26 protein-coding genes are annotated in these 25900 nt (G+C 66.7%); 7 read left to right on the forward strand and 19 right to left on the reverse strand.

The window, feature by feature from the left end; all coding sequences use genetic code 11:
- From HMPREF9056_RS14380 to argH, 8 genes are all read right to left on the reverse strand, one after another.
- Nucleotides 1-226: hypothetical protein (locus HMPREF9056_RS14380; protein WP_216593592.1), on the reverse strand; the 226-nt coding region annotated here is incomplete at its 3' end.
- A gap of 99 nt (nt 227-325) precedes the next feature.
- Nucleotides 326-1588 carry a tyrosine--tRNA ligase gene (tyrS, locus tag HMPREF9056_RS02110; protein WP_009402341.1) on the reverse strand — a complete coding sequence of 421 codons (1263 nt, stop codon included), beginning with the start codon at nt 1586-1588 and terminating at the stop codon, nt 326-328.
- Nucleotides 1589-1772: 184 nt separating this feature from the next.
- Nucleotides 1773-2459: an endonuclease III domain-containing protein gene (locus HMPREF9056_RS02115; protein ID WP_253269900.1), complete on the reverse strand. Its 687-nt coding sequence runs from the start codon at nt 2457-2459 to the stop codon at nt 1773-1775.
- A complete protein-coding gene (locus HMPREF9056_RS02120) occupies nt 2456-3070 on the reverse strand; it encodes a bifunctional 2-polyprenyl-6-hydroxyphenol methylase/3-demethylubiquinol 3-O-methyltransferase UbiG (protein WP_009402344.1) in 615 nt (204 codons plus the stop codon). Before HMPREF9056_RS02120 ends, HMPREF9056_RS02115 begins: the two co-directional genes overlap by 4 nt.
- Before the next feature lie 10 nt (nt 3071-3080).
- The gene (locus tag HMPREF9056_RS02125) at nt 3081-3620 is read right to left on the reverse strand and encodes a MarR family winged helix-turn-helix transcriptional regulator (RefSeq protein ID WP_009402345.1); all 540 of its coding nucleotides are present in this window, start codon (nt 3618-3620) and stop codon (nt 3081-3083) included.
- Complete coding sequence (locus HMPREF9056_RS02130; RefSeq protein ID WP_009402346.1) at nt 3617-4042, reverse strand: hypothetical protein; 426 nt, start codon at nt 4040-4042, stop codon at nt 3617-3619. Before HMPREF9056_RS02130 ends, HMPREF9056_RS02125 begins: the two co-directional genes overlap by 4 nt.
- 116 nt (nt 4043-4158) lie before the next feature.
- Nucleotides 4159-4821, reverse strand: a complete 663-nt coding sequence (locus HMPREF9056_RS02135; protein ID WP_034513444.1) for a DNA-3-methyladenine glycosylase — start codon at nt 4819-4821, stop codon at nt 4159-4161.
- 22 nt (nt 4822-4843) lie between these two features.
- On the reverse strand, nt 4844-6451 hold the full coding sequence (gene argH / locus HMPREF9056_RS02140; RefSeq protein ID WP_009402348.1) for an argininosuccinate lyase: 1608 nt from the start codon (nt 6449-6451) through the stop codon (nt 4844-4846).
- Between the two features lie 176 nt (nt 6452-6627).
- Between argH and HMPREF9056_RS02145 the strand changes: the two genes are divergently transcribed.
- Complete coding sequence (locus HMPREF9056_RS02145) at nt 6628-7509, forward strand: formate/nitrite transporter family protein (RefSeq protein WP_009402350.1); 882 nt, start codon at nt 6628-6630, stop codon at nt 7507-7509.
- Nucleotides 7510-7678: 169 nt separating this feature from the next.
- Here the strand turns inward: HMPREF9056_RS02145 and HMPREF9056_RS02150 are convergent, their stop codons facing one another.
- The 9 genes from HMPREF9056_RS02150 to pheS all read right to left on the reverse strand — a co-directional run bounded on the left by HMPREF9056_RS02150 (nt 7679) and on the right by pheS (nt 18598).
- A complete protein-coding gene (locus HMPREF9056_RS02150) occupies nt 7679-8902 on the reverse strand; it encodes an argininosuccinate synthase (RefSeq protein ID WP_009402351.1) in 1224 nt (407 codons plus the stop codon).
- A gap of 78 nt (nt 8903-8980) precedes the next feature.
- Nucleotides 8981-9565, reverse strand: a complete 585-nt coding sequence (locus HMPREF9056_RS02155) for an arginine repressor (protein ID WP_009402352.1) — start codon at nt 9563-9565, stop codon at nt 8981-8983.
- Complete coding sequence (locus tag HMPREF9056_RS02160; RefSeq protein WP_009402353.1) at nt 9562-10887, reverse strand: acetylornithine transaminase; 1326 nt, start codon at nt 10885-10887, stop codon at nt 9562-9564. Before HMPREF9056_RS02160 ends, HMPREF9056_RS02155 begins: the two co-directional genes overlap by 4 nt.
- Entirely contained in the window at nt 10884-11810 is a 927-nt protein-coding gene (gene argB / locus HMPREF9056_RS02165; protein ID WP_009402354.1) for an acetylglutamate kinase, read from the reverse strand. The genes HMPREF9056_RS02160 and argB overlap by 4 nt, the downstream gene beginning before the upstream one ends.
- On the reverse strand, nt 11807-13003 hold the full coding sequence (gene argJ / locus HMPREF9056_RS02170; RefSeq protein WP_009402355.1) for a bifunctional glutamate N-acetyltransferase/amino-acid acetyltransferase ArgJ: 1197 nt from the start codon (nt 13001-13003) through the stop codon (nt 11807-11809). The genes argB and argJ overlap by 4 nt, the downstream gene beginning before the upstream one ends.
- A complete protein-coding gene (argC, locus tag HMPREF9056_RS02175; RefSeq protein ID WP_009402356.1) occupies nt 13000-14109 on the reverse strand; it encodes an N-acetyl-gamma-glutamyl-phosphate reductase in 1110 nt (369 codons plus the stop codon). The genes argJ and argC overlap by 4 nt, the downstream gene beginning before the upstream one ends.
- 103 nt (nt 14110-14212) lie before the next feature.
- Complete coding sequence (locus tag HMPREF9056_RS02180) at nt 14213-14731, reverse strand: flavodoxin domain-containing protein (protein ID WP_034513446.1); 519 nt, start codon at nt 14729-14731, stop codon at nt 14213-14215.
- 122 nt (nt 14732-14853) lie between these two features.
- Nucleotides 14854-17511, reverse strand: a complete 2658-nt coding sequence (gene pheT, locus HMPREF9056_RS02185; RefSeq protein WP_009402358.1) for a phenylalanine--tRNA ligase subunit beta — start codon at nt 17509-17511, stop codon at nt 14854-14856.
- A gap of 1 nt (nt 17512) precedes the next feature.
- Nucleotides 17513-18598 carry a phenylalanine--tRNA ligase subunit alpha gene (gene pheS / locus HMPREF9056_RS02190; protein ID WP_009402359.1) on the reverse strand — a complete coding sequence of 362 codons (1086 nt, stop codon included), beginning with the start codon at nt 18596-18598 and terminating at the stop codon, nt 17513-17515.
- A gap of 175 nt (nt 18599-18773) precedes the next feature.
- On the opposite strand from pheS, the gene HMPREF9056_RS02195 reads away from it, so the two are divergent.
- The 5 genes from HMPREF9056_RS02195 (at nt 18774) to HMPREF9056_RS14020 (ending at nt 23806) form a co-directional block, all read left to right on the forward strand.
- Nucleotides 18774-19637, forward strand: a complete 864-nt coding sequence (locus tag HMPREF9056_RS02195; RefSeq protein WP_009402360.1) for a MerR family transcriptional regulator — start codon at nt 18774-18776, stop codon at nt 19635-19637.
- Nucleotides 19634-20581: an ABC transporter ATP-binding protein gene (locus tag HMPREF9056_RS02200; RefSeq protein WP_009402361.1), complete on the forward strand. Its 948-nt coding sequence runs from the start codon at nt 19634-19636 to the stop codon at nt 20579-20581. Before HMPREF9056_RS02195 ends, HMPREF9056_RS02200 begins: the two co-directional genes overlap by 4 nt.
- The gene (locus HMPREF9056_RS02205) at nt 20581-22248 is read left to right on the forward strand and encodes an ABC transporter permease (protein WP_034513448.1); all 1668 of its coding nucleotides are present in this window, start codon (nt 20581-20583) and stop codon (nt 22246-22248) included. Before HMPREF9056_RS02200 ends, HMPREF9056_RS02205 begins: the two co-directional genes overlap by 1 nt.
- A 67-nt stretch (nt 22249-22315) precedes the next feature.
- Nucleotides 22316-22774: a protein-tyrosine phosphatase family protein gene (locus HMPREF9056_RS13370; protein WP_253269905.1), complete on the forward strand. Its 459-nt coding sequence runs from the start codon at nt 22316-22318 to the stop codon at nt 22772-22774.
- A 219-nt stretch (nt 22775-22993) separates the two neighbouring features.
- Nucleotides 22994-23806 carry a hypothetical protein gene (locus HMPREF9056_RS14020; RefSeq protein WP_009402364.1) on the forward strand — a complete coding sequence of 271 codons (813 nt, stop codon included), beginning with the start codon at nt 22994-22996 and terminating at the stop codon, nt 23804-23806.
- A 178-nt stretch (nt 23807-23984) separates the two neighbouring features.
- On the opposite strand, the gene HMPREF9056_RS02210 is transcribed toward HMPREF9056_RS14020, so the two are convergent.
- Nucleotides 23985-24344, reverse strand: coding sequence for a hypothetical protein (locus tag HMPREF9056_RS02210; protein ID WP_009402366.1), 360 nt, complete (start codon nt 24342-24344; stop codon nt 23985-23987).
- A gap of 49 nt (nt 24345-24393) precedes the next feature.
- Between HMPREF9056_RS02210 and HMPREF9056_RS02215 the strand changes: the two genes are divergently transcribed.
- Nucleotides 24394-24852 (forward strand): MarR family winged helix-turn-helix transcriptional regulator, encoded by a 459-nt coding sequence (locus tag HMPREF9056_RS02215; protein WP_009402367.1) that lies wholly within the window; start codon nt 24394-24396, stop codon nt 24850-24852.
- Nucleotides 24853-24870: 18 nt separating this feature from the next.
- Here the strand turns inward: HMPREF9056_RS02215 and HMPREF9056_RS02220 are convergent, their stop codons facing one another.
- Nucleotides 24871-25830, reverse strand: coding sequence for an NADP-dependent oxidoreductase (locus HMPREF9056_RS02220; RefSeq protein ID WP_009402368.1), 960 nt, complete (start codon nt 25828-25830; stop codon nt 24871-24873).
- Nucleotides 25831-25900: the final 70 nt, after the last annotated feature.

The raw sequence follows: 25900 nt of genomic DNA on the forward strand, positions 1-25900 counted from the left end.
ACACTATCGAGTTCTCAAACAACACACCCACTGAAAAATCTTCGAAAGACTTTCCGTCTTTCGCCTCCTTCTCAGAAGCGCCTGAGAGACTATATCGAGCCGATTTTCTTGAGTCAAACGAATGGTCGATGACCCTCATCTCTATTCGGCTCTTTTTAGTTCTCAGCTCCCGGCCGGTCTGAGGAATTCGCCCTCTCCCTTTCGGGCCGGAGAGAACATTACGCATCTGCTACCCGACCGTCAAACCGTAGTGCGGTGACGGTGCCCACAAAAGCTGTCACCGCGCTACAGCAGTGCTCGAAGGCCGCAGAAATACGTGGAGAACCTACTTTGTGCGTCCAATAGCCAGGTTCCGCCGACCTTTACGCACCAGGACAACTCCCCCGGCGAGCATGTGCTCGTGGCTGATGACCGTGGCCTCGTCCTCCACCTTGACGTTGTTGAGGTAGGCCCCACCGCCGGCAATGGTCTTCCGCGCGGCGTTACGGCCACGCTCCAGGCCCGCACTGATGAGCAGGTCCACGATCGTGGTCTCTCCGACGACCACGTCACCGGCGGCAAGGTCGGCCGTGGCGGCCAGGATCGTCGCCTCGTCGATGCCGGCGAGATCCCCGCGCCCCCACAAGGCGGAGGTCGCCGCCTCGGCCTGGGCCGTGGCCTCGGCTCCGTGGACCCACGTCGTCACCTCATGAGCCAGAACTCGCTGCGCCTCTCGGGCCTTCGGATTCTCAGCTGTTGCGGTCTCAAGACGCTCGATCTCCTCGCGCTCCAGGAAGGTGAAGACCTTGAGGAAGCGCACCACGTCGGCGTCGTCGACCTGCAGCCAGAACTGGTAGAACGCGTAGGGGCTGAGCATCTCCGGGTTGAGCCAGATCGCCCCGCCCTCGGACTTGCCGAACTTGGTGCCGTCGGCCTTGGTGATGAGTGGGTTGGTCATGACGTGGACCGAGGCGCCCTCGACCCTGTGGATGAGGTCCATCCCGCCCACGAGATTGCCCCACTGGTCGTTGCCACCCACCTCCAGGGTGCAGCCGTAGCGCCGGTAGAGCTCGAGGTAGTCGTTGGCCTGGAGGACCTGGTAGCTGAACTCGGTGTAGGAGATGCCCTCATCGCTGGCCAGGCGTCGAGCAACGATGTCCTTGGAGAGCATGGTGCCCATGCGGAAGTGCTTGCCCAAGTCCCGCAGGAAGTCGATGGCACTCATCGCCTGGGTCCAGTCCAAGTTGTTGACGATCCGCGCGGGGTTGTCCCCGCTGAAGTCGAGAAGGTTCTCGAGCTGCTCCTGGAGGCTCACCGCCCACCCTGCCACAACGTCCTTGGTGTTGAGGCTGCGCTCCCCCTTGGCGCGTGGGTCGCCGATGAGCCCGGTCGCTCCGCCCACGAGTGCCAGTGGGTGGTGTCCGGCGAGCTGAAGGTGACGCATGACCTTGACGGCCACGAGGTGGCCGTGGTGAAGGCTGGGTGCTGTCGGGTCGAACCCGCAGTAGAAGGTGACGTCCCCGTCGGTCAACGCCGCGCGCAGCGCGTCGATGTCGGTGTGCTGGGCGATGAGCCCGCGCCACTGCAGTTCGTCCAGGATGTCCGTCACTGTCCAGTCGCCTTCCGTGGGTTGTCGTGCGTCCTGCACGTGTTGTCCCGGCGCGTCGCGCTCGGGCCGGCGGATACCTCCGGCGCAGATAGTCTGCCATGTCCCAGTCCTGCTTCCACGATGTGGTCGGACCGGCACCGATGTCACGTGTGTCGTCGGCCCGTCGCCTGCAGCACCTGGACGGTTACCGGTTCATGAGCCCCACACCGATCACAGGTCCGTAGGTCTGCCATCCTCCTACTGCACGAGCACGTTGACCGGCGGTGATGATCAGTCCGTGGAAGTCCTTGAGCTGGCCAACATCGAGCCCGCTGTCGGCCACTGCTGCCTCATGGGCGCGTCGGGTCTGCTCATAATCTCGTCCCACCTCATAACCGGCTTGGCGGAGCAGGCGCCTGGCATAGGCGTCGAAGATGAACCGGGGCCTGCCGTAGACCATGAGAGCGACGACGTCGGCCGTCTCCGGGCCGAACCCGGGGAGCTTCATCAGCTCTGCGCGCAGGGCGTCATCACCGAGAGCAGGTGCCACTCGTCCTTCCGGGCCCGTGAGCCAGGTCGCGTAGGCGCGCAGCGCGCGAGCCTTGGCCTTCATGAATCCGCTGGGGCGGATCAGGTCGATGAGGCACGCCTCGTCAAGCGAGAGCATCCGGTCAGCGTCGAAGGCCGTGGCGTCTCTCAGCGCATCCAGGGAGCGCAGAGCACTGCCCCATGTGGTGTTCTGGACGAGGACGGCCCCGCAGACGTACTCGAGGTCGGACTCGGCGGGCCAGGGATCGATCTCACCGAGCTCGGCCCGCAGCAGCTCGTACAGAGTGCGCAGAGGGATCGGCATGCCCGCGGAGTCGGGGGCCGGATGCGGGGAATCGTTCACAAGGTCTCCATCGAGCGGTCCCAGATGAGGGTGTAACGGTAGTAGAAGCGCCGTCGAGCCCTGGCCGTGGGAAGGATACGGGATGCCGCCGCACGGATCTCGGTGAACGACTCTCGTGGAGAACGCGTGACCACACCGATGTCGCGCGTCTCCCGGCGCAGGGCACCGACCACGTGCAGAGGCAGAACAGCCAGTGCGGACAGCAACCAGTCCCACAGGCTCTTGTTGGCGGCCAGGCCGACGACGATGAGTCGCCCGCCAGGTGCCACCAGCTCTCTCAGCCTCACCAGGGCAGGTTCCAGCGGGAGGTGGTGCAACGTGGCCACGCAGCTGACCGTCTCGAAGGTGCCGATGCGCTGAGGCAGGTCGGGATCCATGACGTCGTCGAGGAGGACCTCGGCCTGCGGGATCTGCTCCAGACGGCCACGTGCTCGAGCAACCGCCTGCTCATCGGGATCAAGTCCGACGACGCAGCGGCACACCGTTGCCAGGCGCTCGAGCAGGAGCCCGTCACCGCATCCGACATCGAGCGCGCTCCCACCGCGCAGCGCCGCGTCCCTCACGATGCGGCGATGGAAGGCGACGTTGTGGTTCCAGTAGTCATCGGTCACTGAGGCAACCTCACGGAGCAGCCTCCATGGTCGTACCGGCCGCGTCACCAGGGGTCTCGGGGCTCGCGCTCCGACCGGCGGGCGCATCGGCTGCCTCGCCGTGGTGCGCTGTTTCTCTGCGCACCACGGCACCGGCGTCGCGCAGCAGCGCGTCGCGCAGGTGGGGCATGGTGATGAAGTACGCCTCATCGGCATCCTCCACAAGGCGTGTTGCCCGAGCCCCGACATCTCGCCCCGCAGCCGTCGTTGTCACGATCCGCGCGCGGGAGTCCTTGGGGTCCTGCTGGCGCGAGACAAGGCCGGCCTGCTCCAGCCTGCGCAGCACCTGACTGGCGGTTTTCACATCCATTCCCGCCTGGGCCGCAATCATGACCTGGCTGGCGCCGTCTCCCTGTTCCTCGAGCCACTGCGTGCAGGACAGGAGGACGAACTGCGAGTGCGTCAGTGCGACGGGCCCCAGAGCAGCCGCGATGTCGCGCTGCCAGGCCAGCGCGGTCCTCCACATGAGGAAGCCGGGACTCGCCTCCGGCCCCTGGAACCGTGTCTTCACATATCGACCCTAGCAGCCTCGATGAGTGAGTCGATGGCCTGCGGGAAGTCCTCGGCGATTCTCGGACCGATCGCCGGGCCGGCATCGTCGGCACCGGGGCCGTCGATGTCGAGGCGGGTGACAACAACGCTCTTCCCCTGTGTCTCTGTGGGCATGAAGGAGTGTGTGAAGGTCAGTTCCACTCCCCCATAGGAGACCCGGTCCGCCTGGACATGAGGCGGCTCCCATCGCGTCACCACGATCTCAGCGCTGTCTTGCCCGGCCGGTGTCATCGCGATCGACGCACCGGGCCCCACTGGCTCGCGAGGTTCGTAGCGATCTCCTTCCGGGAGCTCGATCTCACCGGAGAGCACCTTGATCCAGGTCTTCCACAGGACCTCCACCGGGACATCCGCCGTCCGTTCACACTCAGTCGACCACATTGCTCGCCTTTCCTCCGCGGTTGCATAATCAAGATAGTCTCTACAGAGATTATCTGTGCACTTATTATTAGATGATGTGAGTACTCAGGGCAAGCCGGCGCCCGGCAGCATGAGAGTCAGTCCTGACGACGACGCCTGGGCGCGGCCGGTCTGTAAGGTGAGACAGTCGGCTCGCCGTGGAGCCAGAAACGCCAGGGAAAGGAGCTCCCGTCTCCTCCAGGCCCGGCGACCCCGGTGCGTGGCCCGCTCCGGATGCGCGCGGGATCCGGCGCCCGCTGCAACCTCGGCAGGGTCAGGCTGATACGTGATCCCGGCCCACCCAGCAGTGCGCCGTCGTCGGAGCGGTCCAGCCCGAGCGCCGAGCACAACCGGGCCGGACCGCGGGCCAGGTCGCGGTCAGTACGTGCGGCGGGGCGACGCTCTCTGGCCAGCTCAGTCCCGTCCACCACCTCTCCCCCACGCAGGAGCACCGCTCGCGAGATCCCCGCCGGTCCGGTAACGATGTTGAGACAGTGGTGCATGCCGTAGGTGAAGTAGACGTAGATGCACCCGCCGGCCTCGAACATCGAGGTGTTGCGGGCCGTGCGCCCGCGAAAGGCGTGGGAGCCCGGGTCCTCCTCGCCCCGGTAGGCCTCCACCTCCGTCAGCCTGATCGCGACGCGTCCTTGCGAGCCGGCAACGGAGATGACGGCGCCCAGCAGCGCCGGGGCCGCCTCCAGGCTGTCACGGCTCAGGATCGAGGCGACTTCGGGACTCAGTTCCGTCGTGGGCTCCGCCATGACATCGTCCTCGCGAGCAGGCTCAGTCCTGCTCCGCCTCAGCATCCGTCCCAGTCCCGCCGTCCGCGTCCTCGTCATCAGACTCCCCCGGCTCGGGCCGCTGAGGACCCGCAGGTCCGTCCAGCAGGGAGCCCTCCCAGGCGAAGACCCTCAGCTCGGCGCTGCGGGAGATCGCCCGGGCGAGCTGCTCGACGACGCGTACCGGCGCGGTGCCGCCGTGTCCGGTGCGGGCGGACACCGACCCCTCGGCTGAGAGGACCTCCCGCACGCCCGGGGTGAGCCGCTCATCGATGGCGACGAAGTCGTCGTCGGACAGATCCCACAGCTCGATGCCGCGCCTCTCGCACTCGCGCACGCAGGCACCGGAGATCTCGTGGGCGTGGCGGAAGGGCACGCCGTTCTTGACCAACCACTCCGCGATATCGGTGGCCAGGGAGAAACCCTGGGGCGCGAGGTCCGCCATACGCTCGTAGTGGAGGATCATGGTGGACACCATGCCGCTGACGGCCGGAAGGAGGATGGCCAGGGTGTCGACGGCGTCGAAGACGGGCTCCTTGTCCTCCTGCAGGTCCCGGTTGTAGGCCAGCGGCAGGGCCTTGAGGGTGGCGAGCAGCCCAGTGAGGTCACCGATGAGGCGTCCGGTCTTGCCGCGGGCCAGCTCGGCCACATCCGGGTTCTTCTTCTGCGGCATGATGGATGAGCCCGTGGAGTAGGAGTCGTCGAGAGTGACGAAGTCGAACTCCTTGGTGTTCCAGATGATGATCTCCTCGCTCAGGCGCGAGACGTCCACCGCGACCATTGTGAGGACGAAGCTCAGCTCGGCGACGACGTCTCGGGCGGCCGTACCGTCGATGGAGTTCTCCACGGCCGCCTCGAAACCAAGATCGGCGGCCACGGCGTCGGGATCCATTCCCAGCGTGTTGCCGGCCAGTGCGCCGGAGCCGTAGGGACTCACGGCGGCGCGGGCGTCCCAGTCCTCGAGGCGCTCGACATCGCGCATGAGCGGCCAGGCGTGGGCGAGCAGCTGATGGGCGACGAGCACCGGCTGGGCGTGCTGCATGTGGGTGCGTCCGGGCATGATGGCGTCGGAGGCCCGGGCGGCCTGGTCAATGAGGCCGTCGACGACGTCGAGGACCAGGCCCGCGACATGGCGCGCCTGGTCGCGCAGGTACATGCGGATGAGAGTGGCGATCTGGTCGTTGCGGCTGCGTCCGGCGCGCAGGCGCCCACCCAGGTCATCGCCGGCGCGCTCGATGAGACCGCGCTCCAGGGCGGTGTGGACGTCCTCGTCGGAGACCTCGGGGACGAAGATGCCGGCGACGACGTCGGCCTCGAGGCGGTCCAGGGCGTCCAGCATGCCGGACAGCTGGCCTGCGTCCAGCAGGCCGGCCTGCGCCAGGGCGCGGGCGTGGGCTCGGGAGCCGGCGATGTCGTAGCGGGCCAGGCGCCAGTCGAAGTGAGTGCTCACGGACAGTGCGGCAAGCGCGTCAGCGGGTCCCCCGGAGAACCGCCCACCCCACAGGCTGACACCGGCGGGGTCCGGGCTCTGCTGCGAGCCTGAGGGAACGGATTGGGGGGCGGGCTGCTTGGCGGGCTGGCTGGAGTGGCTCATGACCCCATCATGGCGCATCTGCCCGCACAGGTACCTCACCGATCAGTTCGGAGGAGGACCTGTGGTGGACCGCGGGCAAAGACGCCCCACCCTTTTCGAGGAAGGCACAGGACCGGGAGCAGCAGGACGACGCCAACCGACGGGAAGGAAGAAGGACCTGCCCGGTAACCGGCCGGTCATGTCATGATGAGCCAATGCCCGCCGAACAAGACGCCCTTTTCCCAGGCAAGCAGTTCATCTCCACTGTGCTCGAGGCGCTGGAGACCAAGACCAGGATGACCGGGGTGATCGCCCACCGCTATCTCATGCGCGCGGCCATGGCCGGCATGATCGTGGCGGTCTTCTACATCGTCAACTACGCCATTGTCGGCATCCTCGACGGCCTGCGCTTCGGGGACACCTCGCTCGCGGGGGTCGGAAAGATGCTCGGGGCCCTGGCCTTCGGACCCGCCCTCGTCTTCATCTACTACACGAAGTCCGAGCTGCTCACCAGCAACATGATGGTGGTGGTCATCGGCTACTACTACAAGCGCATCTCGGCGTGGAGGAGCCTGAGGGTGCTGGCCATGTGCCTGGCCGGCAACTTCGTGGGCGGGCTCATCTTCGCGGTCATGTACCGCTTCTCCACCCTCGTGGACGGCGCCACTGGTGAGCAGGCCCTGCACTCGGTGGAGGCCAAGCTGGGCTACCTGTCATCGGCCTCAGGGGTCGGGGACCTCTTTGTACGGGCAATCCTGTGCAACTTCATGATCAACCTGGCGATGCTCCTCATCTACAACGGCTTCATCCACGAGGACTGGTCCAAGATCTTCTCGATGATCATCGCCGTGTTCGTCTTCGCCTTCCTCGGTTTTGAGCACTCGGTGGCCAACACGGTCCTGTTCACCGTCGTCGGTCTGACGCACGGGATCGATGTTCTGCCGGCGCTGGGCAACGTGGCCGTGGCGCTACTGGGCAACTTCGTGGGCGGCGGGCTGCTGATCGGTGGCTACTACGCCTACGCCAACGACGACTCCCGCTGGCTGCGCCGGCAGCCCCGGAAGGACGGGGTACAGGCGGCTGAGTCGGCTGAGTGACCGGGGTCGGCGGCTCCCTGCCGTGAGCAGGCCGTCCCCGTCGGCGAGGCACGGCCAGCATGACGAACCGGTTGCCTCCACTTTCTGTCTGCGGAGGCAACCGGTTCGTCATACTCTGTCGGTTTAAGGCATCCCCGCACCATAGGACCTGAGACGGTTCATGCCCCGGTCAGAACCCCTGACCGTTGCCGGCTCGCACGTCGCGGGCGGCGGCAAGCTTGGACTGCATCCCGTAGATCTCGATGAATCCTCGCGAGGAGGACTGATCGAAGGTGTCACCGCTCTCGTAGGTGGCCAGGTTGAAGTCGTACAGGCCGGTCTCGGAGCGGCGCCCGGTGACGGTCGCCCGGCCGCCGTGCAGCACCATTCGAATATCACCGTTCACGTAGCGCTGGGTGTCCTCGATGAAGGCGTCCATGGAGCGCTTGAGCGGGGAGTACCACTGGGCCTCGTAGACGAGCTCGGCCCAGTTCTGCTCCATACTCCGCTTGTAGCGGCGCTGCATGCGCTCCAGGGTGACGGACTCGAGCGCCTGGTGGGCCTCGATGAGGGCGACGGCTCCGGGAGCCTCGTAGATCTCACGGGACTTGATGCCCACGAGCCGGTCCTCGACCATGTCGATGCGTCCCACCCCCTGGGCTCCGGCCCGGCGGTTGAGCTCCTGGATGGCCTCCAGCGGAGTGACCTCCCGGCCGTCGATGGCCACCGGGACGCCCTCCTTGAAGGTGAGGGTCACCTCGTCGGGCAGGGGCGGGTAGGTGGGGTCATCGGTGTAGACGTAGACATCCTTGGTAGGAGCGTTCCACAGGTCCTCCAGGAAGCCGGTCTCGATGGCGCGACCCCACACGTTCTGGTCGATGGAGAAGGGGTTGTGCTTGGTGGTCTCGATCGGCAGGTTGTGCTTCTCGGCGTAGTCGATGGCGACGTCACGGGTCAGCGCCAGGTCGCGCACCGGGGAGATGCAGTCCATGTCGGGGGCCATCGAGGTAATGGACACCTCGAAGCGGACCTGGTCATTACCCTTGCCGGTGCAGCCGTGAGCCACCGTGTGGGCACCGAACTCACGGGCGGCCTTGACCAGATGGCGGGCGATGACGGGGCGGGAGAGCGCCGAGACGAGCGGGTAGGTGCCCTCGTAGAGGGCGTTGGCCTTGAGGGCGGGCATGCAGTAGTCGTTGGCGAACTCATCGCGGGCATCGGCCACGTAGGCCTCAACGGCACCGCAGTCGAGGGCGCGCTGGCGGATCACCTCAAGGTCCTCGCCGCCCTGGCCGACATCGACGGCGACAGCGACGACCTCTCGGCCGGTGGCCTCGCCGATCCAGCCGATGGCGACAGACGTGTCCAGGCCTCCGGAGTAGGCCAGGACGACACGGTCCTTGTGGGTGCTCATGGGATCTCTCTTCTCTTCGTGGTGACACTGGCGGAGCAGTGGCGGGTGACTTGAGGTGTCAAGGGCTGTGGGGAGAGGTCAGGCGCGGGCTGAGGGATCGGCGAGCGCGAGCAGGTGCCCGGCCACGTCGGCGGCGACCTGAGCGCTGCGGGTGATGACCAGGACGGTGTCGTCACCGGCAATACAACCCAGGACCCCGGGCATCATCGCGTCGTCGACGGCCCCGGCGAGCAGCTGGGCGGCCCCGGCCGGGGTTCGCAGCACCACCTGGGAGCCCGCCCACTCGGCAGTGACGAGCAGCTCGGCGCACCACCGGGCGAGGCGGGGGGTGGTGTGGGCGCGCAGGGAGTCGTCAGTCTCCTCCGTCCCGGTGAAGGCTGCATGGACCTGCCCGGGCGCCCCGGCCTCGGGCATCGAGTAGATGAGCTCTCCGCCCGGGGCACGGATCTTCGTGGCACGCAGCTCCACCAGGTCCCGCGAGAGCGTGGCCTGGGTGGTGCTGATGCCACGTTGCGCCAGGGCTTTGCGCAGCTGAGCCTGGGACCGGATGCGTTCGCGGGAGAGGATCTGGATGATGCTGGCGTGCCTGGCGGTCTTGGTCCCGGGTGCCAGCGGGGCCGCTGCCGCCGGGTCTCGGTGAGAGGCCTCGATGGTGGCGCTCATGAGCTCACTTTCTCGGACTGTGCCCGGGAGAGGATCTCGGACAAGGCGGTGGTGAAGGCGCCCGCGTCGTCGTCGGACAGGATGAAGGGCGGCGCCAGACGGATCGTGTCGGGACGCGGTGCGTTGACGATGAAGCCGCGTTCAGCCAGTAAGGTGGCGGCGATCTCGCCGGCGGGTGGGAGCCCCTCGGCCAGGCCGACGCCGATGAGCAGGCCCCGGCCGCGCACCTCGTTGACGCCGTCGACGGCTGCCAGCTCACGGGCCCAGGCCGAGCCAAGCTGCTCGACCCGGACGAGCAGGTCCTGGCTGCGGACGGTGTCGATGACGGCCAGGGCGGCGGCGCAGGCCACCGGGTTGCCGCCGAAGGTGGTGCCGTGCTGACCGGGTCCCAGGAGAGCCGCAGCCTCACCAGTGGCGACGACTGCACCGATGGGGATACCACCGCCCAGCCCCTTGGCGAGAGTGACGACGTCGGGTACGACTCCGGGAGCCAGCAGGTGGTGAGCCATCCAGGCCCCTGAACGCCCCATACCGGACTGGACCTCGTCGATGATGAGCAGGGCGCCGACGGCCTCGGTCAGCTCACGGGCGGCCTCCAGGTATCCGGCGGGCAGCTCGCGCACCCCGGCCTCACCTTGGATGGGCTCGACAATGAGTGCCGCCACGTCCGGTCCCAGCGCACCGCGCAGCACCTCGATATCGCCGGCCGGAATGAACTCAACGCCGCCGGGCAGGGGCTCGAAGGGTTCCCGGTAGGCGGCCTTATGGGTCAGGGCCAGGGCGCCCATGGTCCGTCCGTGGAAGGCGTCCTGGAGAGCCAGGACGCGAGGGCGGCTGCCGCCGCCGTGCCGGCGGGCGATCTTGAAGGCGGCCTCGTTGGCCTCGGTCCCGGAGTTGGCCAGGAAGACCCGGGATTCGTGCACGGGTCGGCCCGGGAGGGTCAGGGAGATGAGCTCCTCGGCGAGGCGGACCTGGGCGGGGGTGGTGAAGAAGTTCGAGACGTGCCCGAGGGTGGAGAGCTGGGTGGTCACAGCCTCGACGATCGCGGGGTGGGCGTGCCCCAGGCAGTTGACGGCGATCCCGGCCAGAAGGTCGGTGTACTCCTTGCCGTCGGCGTCCCAGAGGTGGACCCCCTGGCCGCGTACCAGGACCCGGCCGGGAGTGCCGAAGGTGTTCATGACGGCGTCGGTGTAGCGGTCCAGCCAGGTAGCGCCGGTGGTACCGTCACCGCTGACCGTACCGGCGACGGTGTCAGTGCCGAGGCCAGTGCTGTCGGTGGCGGGAGCCGGTGCTGATGAGTCCGGTCCTGGGAAGGCGGTCATAGGCTCTTGCCTCCGTTCAGTGGCGGTATCGGGGCGTCCCCGGGATGGATGACGGTGCCGACTCCCTGGTCGGTGACGATCTCCAGGAGCATGCTGTGGGCCTGACGCCCGTCGACGACGTGGGCCTGCCCCACTCCCCCGTGTACGGCCCTCAAACAGGCCTCCATCTTGGGGATCATCCCGGACTCGAGTGTGGGCAGGAGCTCCTCGAGCGCGGCGGCGCTGATGAAGGGCACCAGCGAACTGCGGTCGGGCCAGGCGGCGTAGAGCCCTTCTACGTCGGTGAGCATGAGCAGCGTCCGGGCCTTGAGCGCCACGGCGATCGCAGCCGCGGCCGTGTCGGCGTTGACGTTGAGAACGGTCTCGGAGTCCGTCGTCAGTGGGGCGACCGAGGAGATGACGGGGATGCGACCCTGGTCGAGCAGGTCGATGATGGGCTGAGGACTGACGTCGACGACGTCGCCGACCAGACCCACGTCGACGCTCTCTCCGTCCACCGTGGCCAGTCGCTGGCGAGCCCGCAGGATCCCTCCGTCCTCACCGCTGATACCGACCGCGGCGGAGCCGTCGATGTTGAGCAGGGAGACGAGCTCGCGCTGCACGGAGCCGGTGAGGACCATGCGGACCACGTCCATGACCTCGGGCGTGGTTACGCGCAGGCCGCCGCGGAACTCCGAGCTGATGCCCAGTCTCTTGAGCATCGCGTTGATCTGTGGCCCGCCGCCGTGGACGACGACGGGGCGCACCCCGACCTGGTGGAGGAAGAGGATGTCCTGGGCGAAGGCGCGCTTGAGGTCGTCGTTCACCATGGCGTTTCCGCCGTACTTGATGACCATGGTGGCGCCCTTGTAGGTGCGCAGCCACGGCACGGCCTCCAGCAGGACGGAGGCCTTGGTCTGCGGGTCGAGAGGTGTCCGGTTCATGTCGTGTAGTCCGCGTTGATGGTGATGTATCCGTGGGTGAGGTCGTTGGTCCACACAGTGGCCTCGGCCCGGCCCGCGGACAGGGCGATGTCGATGCGGGTCTCGCGTGGGCTCATGTCCACCAGATCCCGGTCCTGGTCGGGGGCGCCGTGGCGGAAGATCGTGACGCCGTTGATGGTCACGTCAACCTCCTGCGGGTCGAAGGGGCAGACGTCCTCGGGCACGGTCCCCAGCTGGGACAGGACGCGTCCCCAGTTGGGGTCGGCCCCGGCGACGGCGCACTTGAGGAGGTTGGAGGAGCTGACCGTGCGGGCCGCGGCCTCGGCGGCCTCCTCACTGACGGCACCGGAGACGGTGATGGCGATATCGTGGGTGGCGCCCTCGGCGTCGGCCACAAGGCGCCGACCGAGCCTGCTCATCACCTCAGTCAGTGCCTTTTCGAGCTCATTCCGGGAGGGCGAGACTCCGGAGGCTCCGGAGGCCAGCAGGAGGACGGTGTCATTGGTGGACATGCAGCCGTCGGAGTTGATCCGGTTGACGGTGCGCGCAGTCACAGAGCTTAAGGCCTGCTGCGCCTGCTGGGGCGTGAGGACGGCGTCGGTGGTGATGACGGCGAGCATGGTGGCCATGCCGGGGGCCAGCATGCCCACTCCCTTGATCATGCCGCCAATGGTCCAGTCCGCCTCTCCTGCGCCGACAGCGAGAGAGTCCTCCTTGGAGACGGTGTCGGTGGTCATGATGGCGGTGGCTGCGTCACTACCGGCCCGGGGTGTGTCGGCCAGGGCGAGGGCTGCGACGTCGATCCCCTCCAGGAGGAGGGGCATATCGATGCGCTCCCCGATGACTCCGGTGGAGCAGACCAGGACCTGGCCCGGCTCGGTCCCCAGCAGCCCGGCGGCACAGGCCGCAGTGGCCTCGGTGTCGCGCAGGCCCTGGACCCCGGTGCAGGCGTTGGCGCTTCCGGAGTTGAGGACGACGGCGCAGGCGCGGCCCGGTTCATTCCCCTCATGACCGGCCAGGAGCCGGCGTGACCAGACAACGGGTGCGGCGACGACACGGTTGGTGGTGAACACTCCGGCGGCGGTATCAAGCGGGCCGTCGTTGACGACGAGGGCGAGGTCTGGCTTACCGGAGGCCTTGAGGCCGGCGCGCACGCCGGCGGCGCGGAAGCCCCGGGCTGCGGTCACGCTCACGGTGCTACTCCTTGAGTGGTGATGGCGGTGGTCTCCTCCAGGCCGAGAGCCAGGTTGAGGGACTGCAGGGCGGCACTGGCAGTGCCCTTGCCGAGGTTGTCGATAGCGCACATGGTGACAACGGCGTCCGCACCGCGGTCGATGGCGACCTGGACGGTGGCGGCTCCGGTGCCGAGGACAGCGCCTGTCGTGGGCCAGGTGCCCTGTGGCAGAAGGTGGATGAGGCGCTCACCACTTCCGACCGCCCCGTAGGCGCTCTCCCAGGTCGTCCGCAGCATCGCTTCAGGGGCGGCGGCCTCGCGCAGAGCCGAGGTCATGGGAGCGGTGACGGTGGCGAGGATGCCGCGGCTCATGGGGACCAGGACCGGGGTGAAGGACAGACGCGTGGCCCCGGCGCCGGCACCGGCGACCTCCAGGTTCTGGATGATCTCGGGGATGTGGCGGTGGGTACCGCCGACGGCGTAGGGCTGAGCCGCCCCCAGCGCCTCGGCGGCGGTGAGGTGGGGCTTGAGAGCCTTGCCGGCCCCGGAGTACCCGACCGCCAGGACCGCGGTCAGCCGAGAGGGATCGATGAGACCGGCTGCGACTCCCGGCTGGAGGGCCAGAGTGATGGCGGTGACGTTGCAGCCGGGCACCGCGATACGTCTGGTGGAGGCGAGCTCGGCGCGCTGAGCCTGAGCGTGCGTCTCACCGGCGTGCAGAAGCTCGGGCATGCCGTAGGTCCAGGCTCCGGCGTAGTCCGAGCCGTAGAAGGCCTTCCATGCCTGCCTACTGGTCAGGCGGTGGTCCGCACCACAGTCGATGAGGACGGGGGTGTGACCGCTGACGGTTCCGAGCTCTTCGAGGGCGGCCGTGATGGCGCCGGAGGCCCCGTGCGGTAGAGCCAGGACAACGACGTCGTGCTCCGCGAGAGTCTCCGCCTCGGTCGGTTGGATGATCCGGTCGGCCAGCGGCAGCAGGTGCGGGTGATGGTCGCCGAGACGGCTACCGGCGGACGAGGCCGCGGTGAGCGCACCAATCGTCAGCTCGGGATGGGTGACGAGCAGGCGCAGAACCTCACCGCCCGCGTACCCCGTGGCTCCGGCAACAGCAACACTCCAGGTCATGCAGCCACGATACATCCACCTGCATAGAAATACAGTATTCGACCGGCGCTGTGACCTTTCTCCTTCCGCCGCCCCCTGCCTCGTTCTACACGGTTCTACGCGGTCAGCTGCGATCCCGACGACTGGTGAGCGTATCGTCGTAGAGGGAGGTGGCAATGGCGTCCGCCCACTGGCGCACCTCATCCCAGTCGCGGTAGTCACCCTCGGCGGCACCCCCGAGCCTGGCGATGGAGCGTTCGCGCAGGCTGAGCTTGGAGGGGTCGAAACGACCCGCGAAGGTCACGTGGTCCTCCGGATCGATGGCCAGTAGTACCGGTCCGATGCGCATGGGGTCGGAGACCTTGCCCTTCGGCAGACCGGACAGCCCCACGGAGAAGGCCCACACGGGCCTGGCCTTGAGGGGTTCATGGAAGCGCCGGGTGAAGTCGACCGCCTCCTGGGTCCACTTGGTCATGTAGACGGCACTGCCCAGGATGAAGGCATCGTAGCCGTCGACGCTATCAACGTCCTCGGGGCGTTGGATGTCAACATCGATCTTCGAGGCCCGGAGGCGTTCAGCGATCACCGCGGCCACCTCGTCGGTGGACCCGTGCTTGGAGGAAGAGGTCAGCAGGATTTTCATGTCGCCTAGTATTGCGGAGACCACACACACTGTCTGGGACCCGCCGCCCGACGAAGGTGTCAATGACGCACCGAGGACCATGATGTGCATCACATCATGGTCCTCGGTGGTGTCTCAGCGACTCAGCTGCGCAGCTCGGCCCCCAGGAGCTTGGCGGCCCGCTTGATCACGCGCTTGCGCACGCCGGCGGTCTCCTCGGCAGTCAGCGTGCGGTCAGGGGCGCGCAGCACCAGTGAGACGGCCAGTGACTTCTTGCCCTCTCCGAGCTGAGCCCCGCGGAAGACGTCGAAGAGACGAACCTCCTCGGCCAGGTCCCCCGCAGCCCGCCTGACCAGGTCCTCAACCTCGGCTGCGGTGACGGCCTCGTCGACGACGAGGGCGATGTCCTCCTTGGCGGCCGGGAAGGTGGAGACGGCCCGGACCTGGAGCTCACCGGCATCGTGTGCTGCCTCCAGCAGCGGGTCGAGGTCGATCTCGACGGCGCAGGCGCGCTCAGGCAGTCCGAGTTCTCGCACCACTCGCGGGTGAAGCTCGCCGGCGTGGGCCACGAGTACTCCGGGCTCGATCTCCTTGCCCCGACGCTGGCCAGGCAGGCGGATCTCCGCGGTGCGACCGGGGTGCCAAGGGGCGTAGGGCTGCTCGGGGGCGGAGACCACGACCTCTACCCCGAGCGTGGCGGCCACGGTGCGGACCACCTCGACGGCATCGGCCCAGTCCCAAGGACGGCCCGCCCCGAGAACCCCGGAGCGCTCGTGCTCGCCGACCATGACGGCGCCGATGTGAGTGGGTTGGGCGGGAATGCCAGCACGGAGAGCGGCCTTCTCCGCCTCAGTGGGGCGCCGATCGGTGCCGGGGATCGGTGCGGGCACCGTGCCGGCCGGGTGGGTGACCGATCCGATCTCGAAGACGGCGGCGTCGGCCAGGCCGCGAGAGACGTTGCGCCGAGCGACCTCCACCAGAGAGTCCAGAATGCTCGTCCGCAGGTAAGGGGCGTCCTCGGCCAGCGGATTGGCCAGTCGGACCGTCTGACGCCGTGCGTCAGTCTCGGGGATCTCGAGTCGATCGTGGATGTCTCCGATGAAGGGGTAGGACAGGACCTGGGTGAGTCCGGCGTCTGCCAGTGCGCGCACGACGTCGCGGCGGGCCTTCTGGTCGGCGCTCAAGCCTGTGCCGGCGGCAGCGGTGGGAGCGATGACCGGGATGGCGTCGTATCCGTCGAGGCGGGCGATCTCCTCAACCAGGTGGGCAGGGCCGACGAGGTCCGGCCGCCAGGTCGGCGGGGTGACGGTCAGCAGCGCGGTCCCGTCGTCGGTGGAGCCGCTACGCTCCACGGTGCAGCCGATGGTGGCGAGCAGGTCGGTGACGCGGTCAATGCCGTAGGCGACGCCGGTGAGGCGCTCGGCGGCGTCGGAGCGCATGATGATGGGCTCGGGGGCCCTGGTCCGGTTGATGTCGGTGGCCACTGGCTCGGCACTGCCACCGCCGTACTCGACGAGCAGGTCAACGGCGCGCTGGGCGGCGATGGGGGCCAGCTCGGTGTCCACGCCGCGCTCGTTGCGCTTGGACGATTCGGTGGGCAGCTTGTGGCGTCGTGCGGAGCGGGCCACGGAGACCGGATCGAAGTGGGCGGCCTCGATGAGGACGTCGCAGGTACCGGCGTCGACCTCGCTGAGGGCCCCGCCGAAGACCCCCGCCAGCACCAGCGCCCGCGAGCCCTCGCCCTCGGGGGAGTCGGCGATGACGAGGTCCTCGGGATCGAGGGTGCGGGTGACGTCGTCGAGGAAGGTGAGCGTCTCCCCCTCTTTCGCCCGGCGCACGACGATAGGGGCTGCGAGCTTGCCGGCGTCGAAGGCGTGCAGCGGCTGGCCCAGGTCGAGCATGACGTAGTTGGTGACGTCGACGGCCAGGGAGATGGGGCGCATGCCTGCGGCGGCGAGTCGGTCCTGCATCCAGGTCGGGGAGGGCGCGGACGGGTCGATGCCGCGCACGACGCGCGCGACGTAGCGGTCGCAGCCGGGGCGCCCGTGGATGGGGCGGGGGTCCTCGGGAACGACGACGTCGAAACCGCTTTCACCGACGGGCGCCAGTCCGTTGGGGTAGAGCCCCGTGTCGGTGGCGTCGGCGGGATCGGTGAAACGGGCGCCGGTGGAGTGGGAGTACTCGCGGGCCACGCCGCGCATGGAGAAGCAGTAGCCGCGGTCCGGGGTCACGTTGATCTCGAGGACCTCCTCCCCCAGACCGAGGATGCCGATGGCGTCGGTTCCGGGGGCTGGAGGCTCCTCGTCCTCATGGCCGTGCTCGGCCAGCCACTGCTGAAGCACGATGATGCCGGAGTGGTCCTCGCCGATGCCCAGCTCGCGGGCGGAGCAGATCATGCCGTCGGAGACGTGTCCGTAAGTCTTGCGCGCGGCGATGCGGAAGTCGCCGGGCAGGACGGCGCCGGGCAGGCTCACCACAACGCTGTCACCGACGTCGAAGTTGTGAGCGCCGCAGACGATACCGCGGCTGGGCAGCTCGGAGGGCTCCTTGCCGGTGCCGGGGGCATCATTGTGCTCCGGGCCGACGTCGACGCGGCAGTAGTTGATGATCTTGCCGTTGGACTGCTCCTTGGCCTCGCGGGTGAGGACCTTGCCGACGACGAGCGGGCCGGTGACCGCGGGAGGAACGATGCGCTCCTCCTCCAGTCCCACCCGGACGAGGTCGGCGGCGAGCTGCTCGGCGCTCAGCCCGGCGGGGACGTCGACGTGCTCGCGCAGCCATTCGATGGGGACGTAGGGCATGTCAGTTTCCCTTTCCGGTGATGCCGAACTGCTGGGAGAAGCGAATGTCGCCCTCGACGATGTCGTGCATGTCGGCGATTCCGTGGCGCAGCATGAGGGTGCGCTCCAGGCCCATGCCGAAGGCGAAGCCCGTGTAGACCTCGGGGTCGATGCCGCAGGCAATGAGCACATTGGGATTGACCATGCCGCAGCCTCCCCACTCGATCCAGCCGGCGCCGCCCTTCTTCTGCGGGAACCACAGGTCCATCTCGGCGCTGGGCTCGGTGAAGGGGAAGAAGGAGGGGCGCAGGCGGGTGCGCGCCTCGGGGCCGAACATGGCCTTGGCGAAGTGGTCGAGGACGCCCTTGAGGTGCGCCATCGTCAGCCCCTTGTCCACGGCCAGGCCCTCGACCTGGTGGAAGACGGGGGTGTGGGTGGCGTCGAGCTCGTCGGAGCGGAAGACCTTGCCGGGGCAGGCCACGTAGATCGGTGGCTGCCGATCGAGCATGACGCGGGCCTGGACCGGGGAGGTGTGGGTGCGCAGCACGAGATTGGCCGTCTGCCCCTCGGCGGCCCCGACGCTGGCGCCGTCGACGTAGAAGGTGTCCTGCATCTGGCGGGCGGGGTGGTCTGCGTCGAAGTTGAGGGCGTCGAAGTCGAACCACTCGTGCTCCACCTCCGGCCCCTCGGCGATGGTCCAGCCCATGGAGGTGAAGAAGTCGCTGACCTCGTCAACGAGGACATCCAGGGGGTGGCGCGCGCCGGATACGGCCCGCGAGGTGGGGACGGTGACGTCGACGGCCTCGGTGCGCAGCATCTCCTCCTCGGCGGCGGCCTCGAGGGCCTCCTGCCTGGCGGCCAGGGCATTGTTGATGCGCCCACGAGCGCCGCCCAGGAGCCTGCCGGCGGTGGGCTTGTCCGCCTTGTCCAGGGTGCCGATGAGCCGGTTGGCCAGAGTCAGGGGCGAGGCGTCGCCGGTGTGGGCCAGGCGGGCCTCCTTGAGCTCGGCGAGGCTGCCGGCTGCGGCGAAGGCGGCCAGGGCCTCCTCAACGGCAGTGCTGATGCCGGCCTCGTCCAGGGGCGAGAGCGCGCCGGGGGCGTCAGTCATATGCGGTGCCTTCCACCAGGTGTGTCCGTGGTTCTCCGTCCTCAAGGGTAGTCTGCGCCGTCGCAAGGGCGTAAATCGTCTCGCCGCCGGGTGGCGAGATGCTGACTCTCCAACCGATCCGGTTGTTGACAACGGGGCTTGACGGTGACGTTACGTCACCTGCTGAGATGGGTTTATGCACGTCAAAGAGCTCGCCCGGATCGCCGGAACCACGCCGAGGGCGGTGCGTCACTACCACCACCTGGGTCTGTTGGAGATCCCACCCACGGTGCGGGGGCGGCGTGAGTACGGCGTCGAGCACGTGGCCCGTCTGATGCGTATCCGGTGGCTGGCTGACGGCGGCCTGTCGCTGACACAGGTGGCCGACATGCTCGCCTCGGACACGATCGGCACCGATCAGGACTCCCGCCGCGAGGCGGTGCTGCGCGACCTGCGGGCGACCCGGGGCACGATCGAGGCGCAGCGGCGCAGCCTGGCCGAGCAGGCATCCCGAGTCGATGAACTTATTGCCCGGGTGGAGCGCGGCGAGGGTCTGTCTCCCGCTCCCAACACCCTGACGCGTTTCTATGACGACATCGAGACCAGGATCACCCGGCGGGGCGGCAGCGTGCGCGGCCTGCGGGCTGAGCGCCAGATGATGGTGGTGCTCGCTTCCCTGGGCATGGTGCCCGACAGTGCGATCCCCTTCATCGAGGGGCTGGATGAGGACGATCGGGAACTGTCCGCCCAGCAGGTCGCGGACTTCACCCGTCTTGCCACCTTGCCCGAGAGCGAGGGCCTCGCCGAGGCCCACCGGCTAGCACAGAACAGCTGGGGGCTCGCGTGCCGCCACAAGGAGCACGCCCTGGCCGTCCTGAACGACCTGCCCTCTGGTGCCCTGGGGCGCGCCATGTGGCGGCTCACCCACGTGCTGGCCACCTCCAGCTACCCCCATCCGGCTCAGCAGGCCTTTGTGGCTGAGCTCATGGAGCTCATGCTCGCCGATCCGGACTTCGCCGCAACCATCCGTCGCTCGGCGGGAGAGGAGCCAGTGCTATGACATCCACTACCGAATCCGCGTCCGTCAAGGCCCTCGATATCGAAGCCGGTTCTCATCCGCCGGTGCGTGTTCGGGGCCTGGTCAAGCACTTCGGACGCTTCAGGGCGCTCGATCACCTGGACCTGGAGGTGGAGGCGGGCAGCGTCCATGGCTTCCTCGGCCCCAATGGAGCGGGCAAGTCCACGACGATCCGCACCCTGCTGGGGCTCTACAGGCCCGATGGCGGAAACGTGAGCGTCCTGGGCCGCGATCCGTGGCAGGAGGCCTCAGTCATCAACCGGCAGATCTCCTACGTCCCCGGTGACGTGGCACTGTGGCCGGGGCTGACCGGCGGACAAGTGCTCGACGCCCTGGCCGGACTGCGTGGATCGCGCGATACCACACGGGAGGCCGATCTCATCGAGCGGTTCGATCTCGATCCCAGCAAGCGGGTACGGACCTACTCCAAGGGGAACCGTCAGAAGGTGGCGCTCGTGGCGGCCCTGGCCGCACCGACGCGCCTGCTCGTGCTCGATGAGCCCACCAGTGGCCTGGACCCGCTCATGGAGAGGGTCTTCACCGAGGAGATCGCCCGGGTGGCCGGAGAGGGGCGCACGGTTCTGCTCTCCAGCCACATCCTGGCCGAGGTCCAGAGCCTGTGCAGCGCGGTGACGATCATCAAGGACGGCCGCGTCGTCGAGCACGGCGACCTGGGAACTCTGCGAAGGCTGTCACGCACCCGTATCGAGCTGGGCGGGGCCTCCGAGGCGATGGGTGAGATCTCGCGGGTGCTGAGGACCATGGATCTCGACGTCGTCGAGGACGGCGGGCGTATGAGCCTTGAGGTCGCAGCAGAGCAGGTGCCGGCGGTGCTGGGCCTGGTCGGTGAGCACCGGGTCCGAGACGTCACCTGCGAGCCGGCCAGCCTGGAGGACCTCTTCCTGCGTCACTACGAGGAGGCCTGATGAACGGCGCACCGAGCACAGCAGCGGGCGCGATGGTGCCGGCTACGAGAACCGGTATCGCCGCCTTGGCCGGCTGGGGCACCTACCTGCGGATCCTGCTCATGCGTTTCCGGGTTCAGATCGTGGCCTGGGTCCTGCCTTTGTGGCTGCTGACCAGTGTCACCGCGCCGAGCTACGAGAGCGTCTACCCCTCGCTGGAGACCCGGACTGTGCTCATCGAGCAGATGCGGAAGTCTCCGGGAACACGCCTGCTCTACGGCTATGTCCCCACTCCTGGCCGGCTCGGTCAGCTCCTGCAGTGGGAGACGGGCACCTTCCTGCTGGTGTGCACCGCTCTCATGGCGATCCTGCTGACGTGCCGGGTGCTGCGAGGCGACGAGGACGAGGGACTCATCGAGGTTCTGCGCTCCACGGGTGCTGGCCGGGCGGTCCCTTTTCTTGTGCCGATGATGGTGGTGTGGGCGGTTGTCGGCGGCCTGTCTGCGGGAGTCGGAGGCATTCTGACCTGGCAGACCAGGGGTGTTGAGGAGCTGACCGTCCCCGGCGCCTGGGCACTGGCCGGGACGATCTGCGTGACCGGATGGGCGTTCTCCGCCCTTGCGGCGGTGGCCTCCCAGCTGGGACGGCAGGTCGGCCAAGCTCGGAGCCTGTCCATGATCGTGCTCGCACTCGCCTTCGGTGTGCGGGTGGCCGCCGACCAGGTCGCCGAGGGCAGCAGTTCCGACTGGCTGAGGTGGCTCTCCCCCCTGGGGTGGCGCGACCTCGTGCGGCCCTACTCCGATGACCGATTCGCGGTGCTGGCGGTGTGCGGCGTCATTGCCCTCGTCCTGGCCATCGTGGCGGCGGCGTTGGCCGCGCACCGTGAGTACCTGGACAGCTACCTGCCCGACAGCAGCTCCTCTCGACGCAGGTGGAGGCTGCTCGGTCACATGGATCTGCTCGCTCGCCTCTCCCGGCGCGGCGTCCTGGGTTGGGCTCTGGCCTCGACGGGGCTTGCGGCCCTGTACGGCTCGGTGTCGGGAAGCGTCAACGATCTCCTCGCCCCGGACTCTCCGACGGCGTCCTATGTCGGCAAGATGGCCTCGGGGTCCGCAGTGGAGCAGTTCATGTCCCTGCTGACGGTGGTAACGGTGCTGCTTGTGGCCGTGGCGGCAGTGCGCAGGATGAATCGGTTGGCGGGCCTGGAGCACGCGGGCCTGGTGGAGGTCGAGCTTGCTACCGGAGTCAGCCGCAGCCGTTTGTTCCTCTCACAGGTTCTCGGCGCGATGATCGAGTCGGCCATCCTGCTGCTCGTCTCGGCGGCAGTTCTGGCGGCGACAACAGCCGTCCAGCTCACGGACGACCACGCCGTGGCGCGGGCCTTCGTGTTCACGGTGAGCCAGATGCCGGGCATGGTGGCGGCCGTCGGGATAGCGGCGGCTCTCGTGGGCCTGGCGCCACGACTGGTCGGCTTGTCCTGGGCTGTGGTGACGTGGAGCGCCTTCGCCCAGTTCTTCGGAGGGCTCGTCGAGCTCAAGGACTGGGCCAAGGACCTCAGCGTGCTCGGGCACCATCTCGACGTCGTCGGCTCACCTGACTGGAGGCCCTTGGCCGTCCAGACCTCGGTCGGCCTCCTCGGAACCGCGATCGGCCTGGTCGCCTACACCCGCCGTGACCTGCCCTCCTGACGCGACTTACTGTTCTTGCAGTCTTTTAAATCCGGCACACATGAGCACCAAGGACATCATAAAGAAAATGAACACCTTTATCAGACAGTGGAGCAAACATGAATCAGACGTCGTTGCTTTCTCTTCTGGCGCACGAATAAGAGGACGATCTATCCGCCACCACAAAACAGACAGGAACTCACCGGACTACACGCTTGTCTTATCAAGTTTTTATCCGCGCCATCCACCTAAGGCGGAAGTTCATTGGATCAAGTGGCCAGAGTTCTGCCTACCAGTCAACAAGCTCAAAGCGCTCCACGCACTGAATCTAATCCTCGAGAGAGGAGCATACTCCAGAGTCGACATAGCATGCCGCGGAGGGGTGGGACGAACTGGCACCGCACTAGCCTGCATTGCGACACTCGACGGAATGGATCCGGCCAGCACCCTGAAGCTCATCCGAGACACATACCATCCGCGGGCAGCAGAAACACCCTGGCAGCAGTGGTACATTTCAAATTTCGCATCCACTATCACCACCTCATAAGGACAGTCAGGCCTTGGGACAATAGATAGCGCATCAGCGGGTTGATCAGCGCTCGACTCAACCAAACCTTAATGCGTCCTCAAAATTTCCCCATAGTTCGCAGTATGAAATCCGGGCACGCCATCCACCTCTACGCCGAGACGCGGACGCAGACGCATGCTACTGTCACACCACACCGTTGAAAGGGAAGACAGACAGTCAACAACAGGAGCACTAATCGTGACTGCAAACATCTCCCGCCGCCACACCCTAGGTCTGCCTCTTGCCATCGCGGCCAGCGCCTACGCCAGTCGCAGTACCGGAACAGCAGGCGACACCTCACACTCCAAAGAGGAGGTAGCTGCACCTCCAACGAGATTCTTCCCAAGCAGAAATCGTACAGACCACAAGAAACCAGTCGGCCTGGTCGTCTACCTTGACGGCGACGGGCAGGAACTACACGACCACGACGGCGACGAGAAATCGTCAATCTCTGGAGGCTTCGCCGGAGCAGATGGAATCGTCGGCGCCGCAACATCTCGTGGCTATGACGTTCTATCGGTTCGCACTCCACAAAACAACAAAAATAATTGGTTGAGCAGGAGCAAAAAAACCACCAACGACAGCATCAACCACCTCAAACGAACGATTCAAGAAGAGAGTCACAAGCACAGCTGCAAAACTGGACAGCTGTGGCTCGTTGGCTACTCCGGAGGATCAGAGTTCATCACTCAAGATTTCTTCCCTAATTACGCCAACAGTATAACGACCGGAGGATTCATCGTCTTCGGCGGAGGGGACTCACCGAAAGGATCCCCAAAATTTACAGAGCGTTCCCAAGACACTCTATCGCTGAATTGGGTAACGGGAAAACTGGACACTTCTAAGTACCCGGAATACTACGACGCTCTAGGACATGCACAAAGATCGATAGAGCGCTATTGCTCGCACGGTTTTCATCACACGTGGAATGACTGGCCTGACACCGATCACGAAGGCATCGTGGAGAAGTTCGGCCACTATGTCGGACTCGTGCTCGACAGGGAAAAATAACTATAACACGCTTCCCAGCCTGCAGGTATACCAAGAAATCAACTCACACCGGAAGCGCCACATCCACTGAGAGCTGGAGGTTTATTCATAGCACTTGCGGTGACCCCATTCCCCTGTGGTGCATGAGCGACTCAGTGTCCACGCAGCGGACACGACTGACTCCACAGCCGATACGCTCTCACAGCAGATAAATCACACAAGCCAGGTGAAGGACGGCAACAGCAAGAGGAAACACCACCATTCCCGGTATGCGGTGCACCACGCCGATAGCGACGTCTCCGAGCTGAGCGGCCGCCGCGGCAGCAAGGACAAGCACGGTCGACTGCTGGGCAGGTGCTAGCCAGACGACGACGGCGACCAGCAGCCCGAGAGGGACGCTCCGGGCTGCGTACATCGCCGGATAGAAACGCCTTCCGGGCTCGCCGCACCCGGAAGGGGCGAGCGTCTGCGGACGGATCACCGCGACGACACCGAACCCAGCTGAGATGATTCCCAGTGACGAGTTCAGCAGCGAGAGCCACCATGGCATGAGGATCACCCCTCACATCATTCAGAACTGAATCATTCCGTAGTGTACCGTTGACGTCATGGTAAGAGAAGACGGTCGCGCGGTCCTGTCCTCGACGTGCTTCCAGCTCGGTGTCGCAGGAGCCCAGATCTCCCGATCGTTCTCACTGCTCATCCAGCACACCGGCCTGACCCACAAGCAGGTGGGCCTGCTCGCCGTCGTCGACGCCGACCAAGCGAATTCTCAACGAGAGATCGCCGCACAGCTCGGTGTCGCTCCGAGCCTGGTGGTGTCACTGGTCGACCAGCTCGCCAGTATCGGCGCTGTGCGCAGGACGCGTAGTCGGACCGACCGTCGGGTACAGGTCGTCGAGATCACCGACGAGGGACGCCAGTTACTGCGACTCGCCACCGATGCCGCCAAGAAGCTCGACGTCGAGCTACACAAGCACTTCTCCCCTGCTGACCTGCAGGCCCTGGACAGACTCTTGCCCACTCTCCTTCGAGCTTCTTCGGTGGCAGCCGGCAACAGGCCGTAGCAGCCAGCCTCGCCGGCGTCACTGCACCAGAACGACCCGCTTTCCCGCCGCCGACAGGCTCTCGGCGTCACGATGAGCCTCCGCAATTCGATCGAGTGGATAGGTCGCGGCGAGGATCGGCTTGAGCTCGCCGATGTTGACCTTCGCAGCGAGCCAGGCCAGATCCTTGGCGTTCGGCCTTCCCGACACCATGCGAATGACCGGCCCCGGCGAGAGCATGGACTTCAGAACGTCCCAGAAGGCTCCGGGCGCAACGGCCGCCATACGCCCTCCGGGTCCGAGGAGCCCTCGATACGCAGACGCGTCAGAACCTGCAGTGTCGACAACAACGTCGTAGCGACCGGGCATGTCCGAGGGTTCCAGATCGTGGTAGTCGAAGACCCGCTGCGCGCCAGCAGCAGCGGCCACGCCACCACGGACACCGACCACGGCATCCACATCCGCTCCCATGATGCGGGCGACCTGAACCACCGTGGAACCGACGCCGCCGTTTCCACCCACCACAAGCACACGATCTCCCCGGCGGACCTTGAGAGGACGAAGGGCCTGCACAGCAGTTAGGCCCGCAAGAGGAAGGGCCGCGGCTTCAGTAAGGGCGATCGCACTGGGCGCAGAGGTGACCCGATCGGCACGGACTCGCACGTACTGCGCCCCCGCAGCCGCCCGCCCCGGAGGTTTCATCCCGAGGTATCCCCAGACTCGCGCCCCTACCCTTACTCCCCCGACTCGGTCGCCGACTTCATGCACGAGTCCAGCGAAGTCCACACCCGTTCCCTTCGGAAAACCCATTCCGTCGAACAGACGCATCTTTCCTCGTCTCGTCTGAAGGTCGACTGCATTGATACTGAACGCGGCAACCTTGACAACAACGTCCTTGGGGCCCGGACTCGGCATCGCGGCCGGTCCCACCTCAAGCACCTCCGGAGAGCCGTAGGAGCGGAACTGCACCGCCCACATCGTGTCCTGCGCGTTCATCATTCCTCCTCATGTAGACTACGCTACGTATCGTAGCGCAACACGAGGAAGACGGACACGGGAATGCCCGTGT

The sequence above is a fragment of the Actinomyces sp. oral taxon 170 str. F0386 genome (genome assembly GCF_000195595.1).
Lineage (GTDB): Bacteria > Actinomycetota > Actinomycetes > Actinomycetales > Actinomycetaceae > Actinomyces.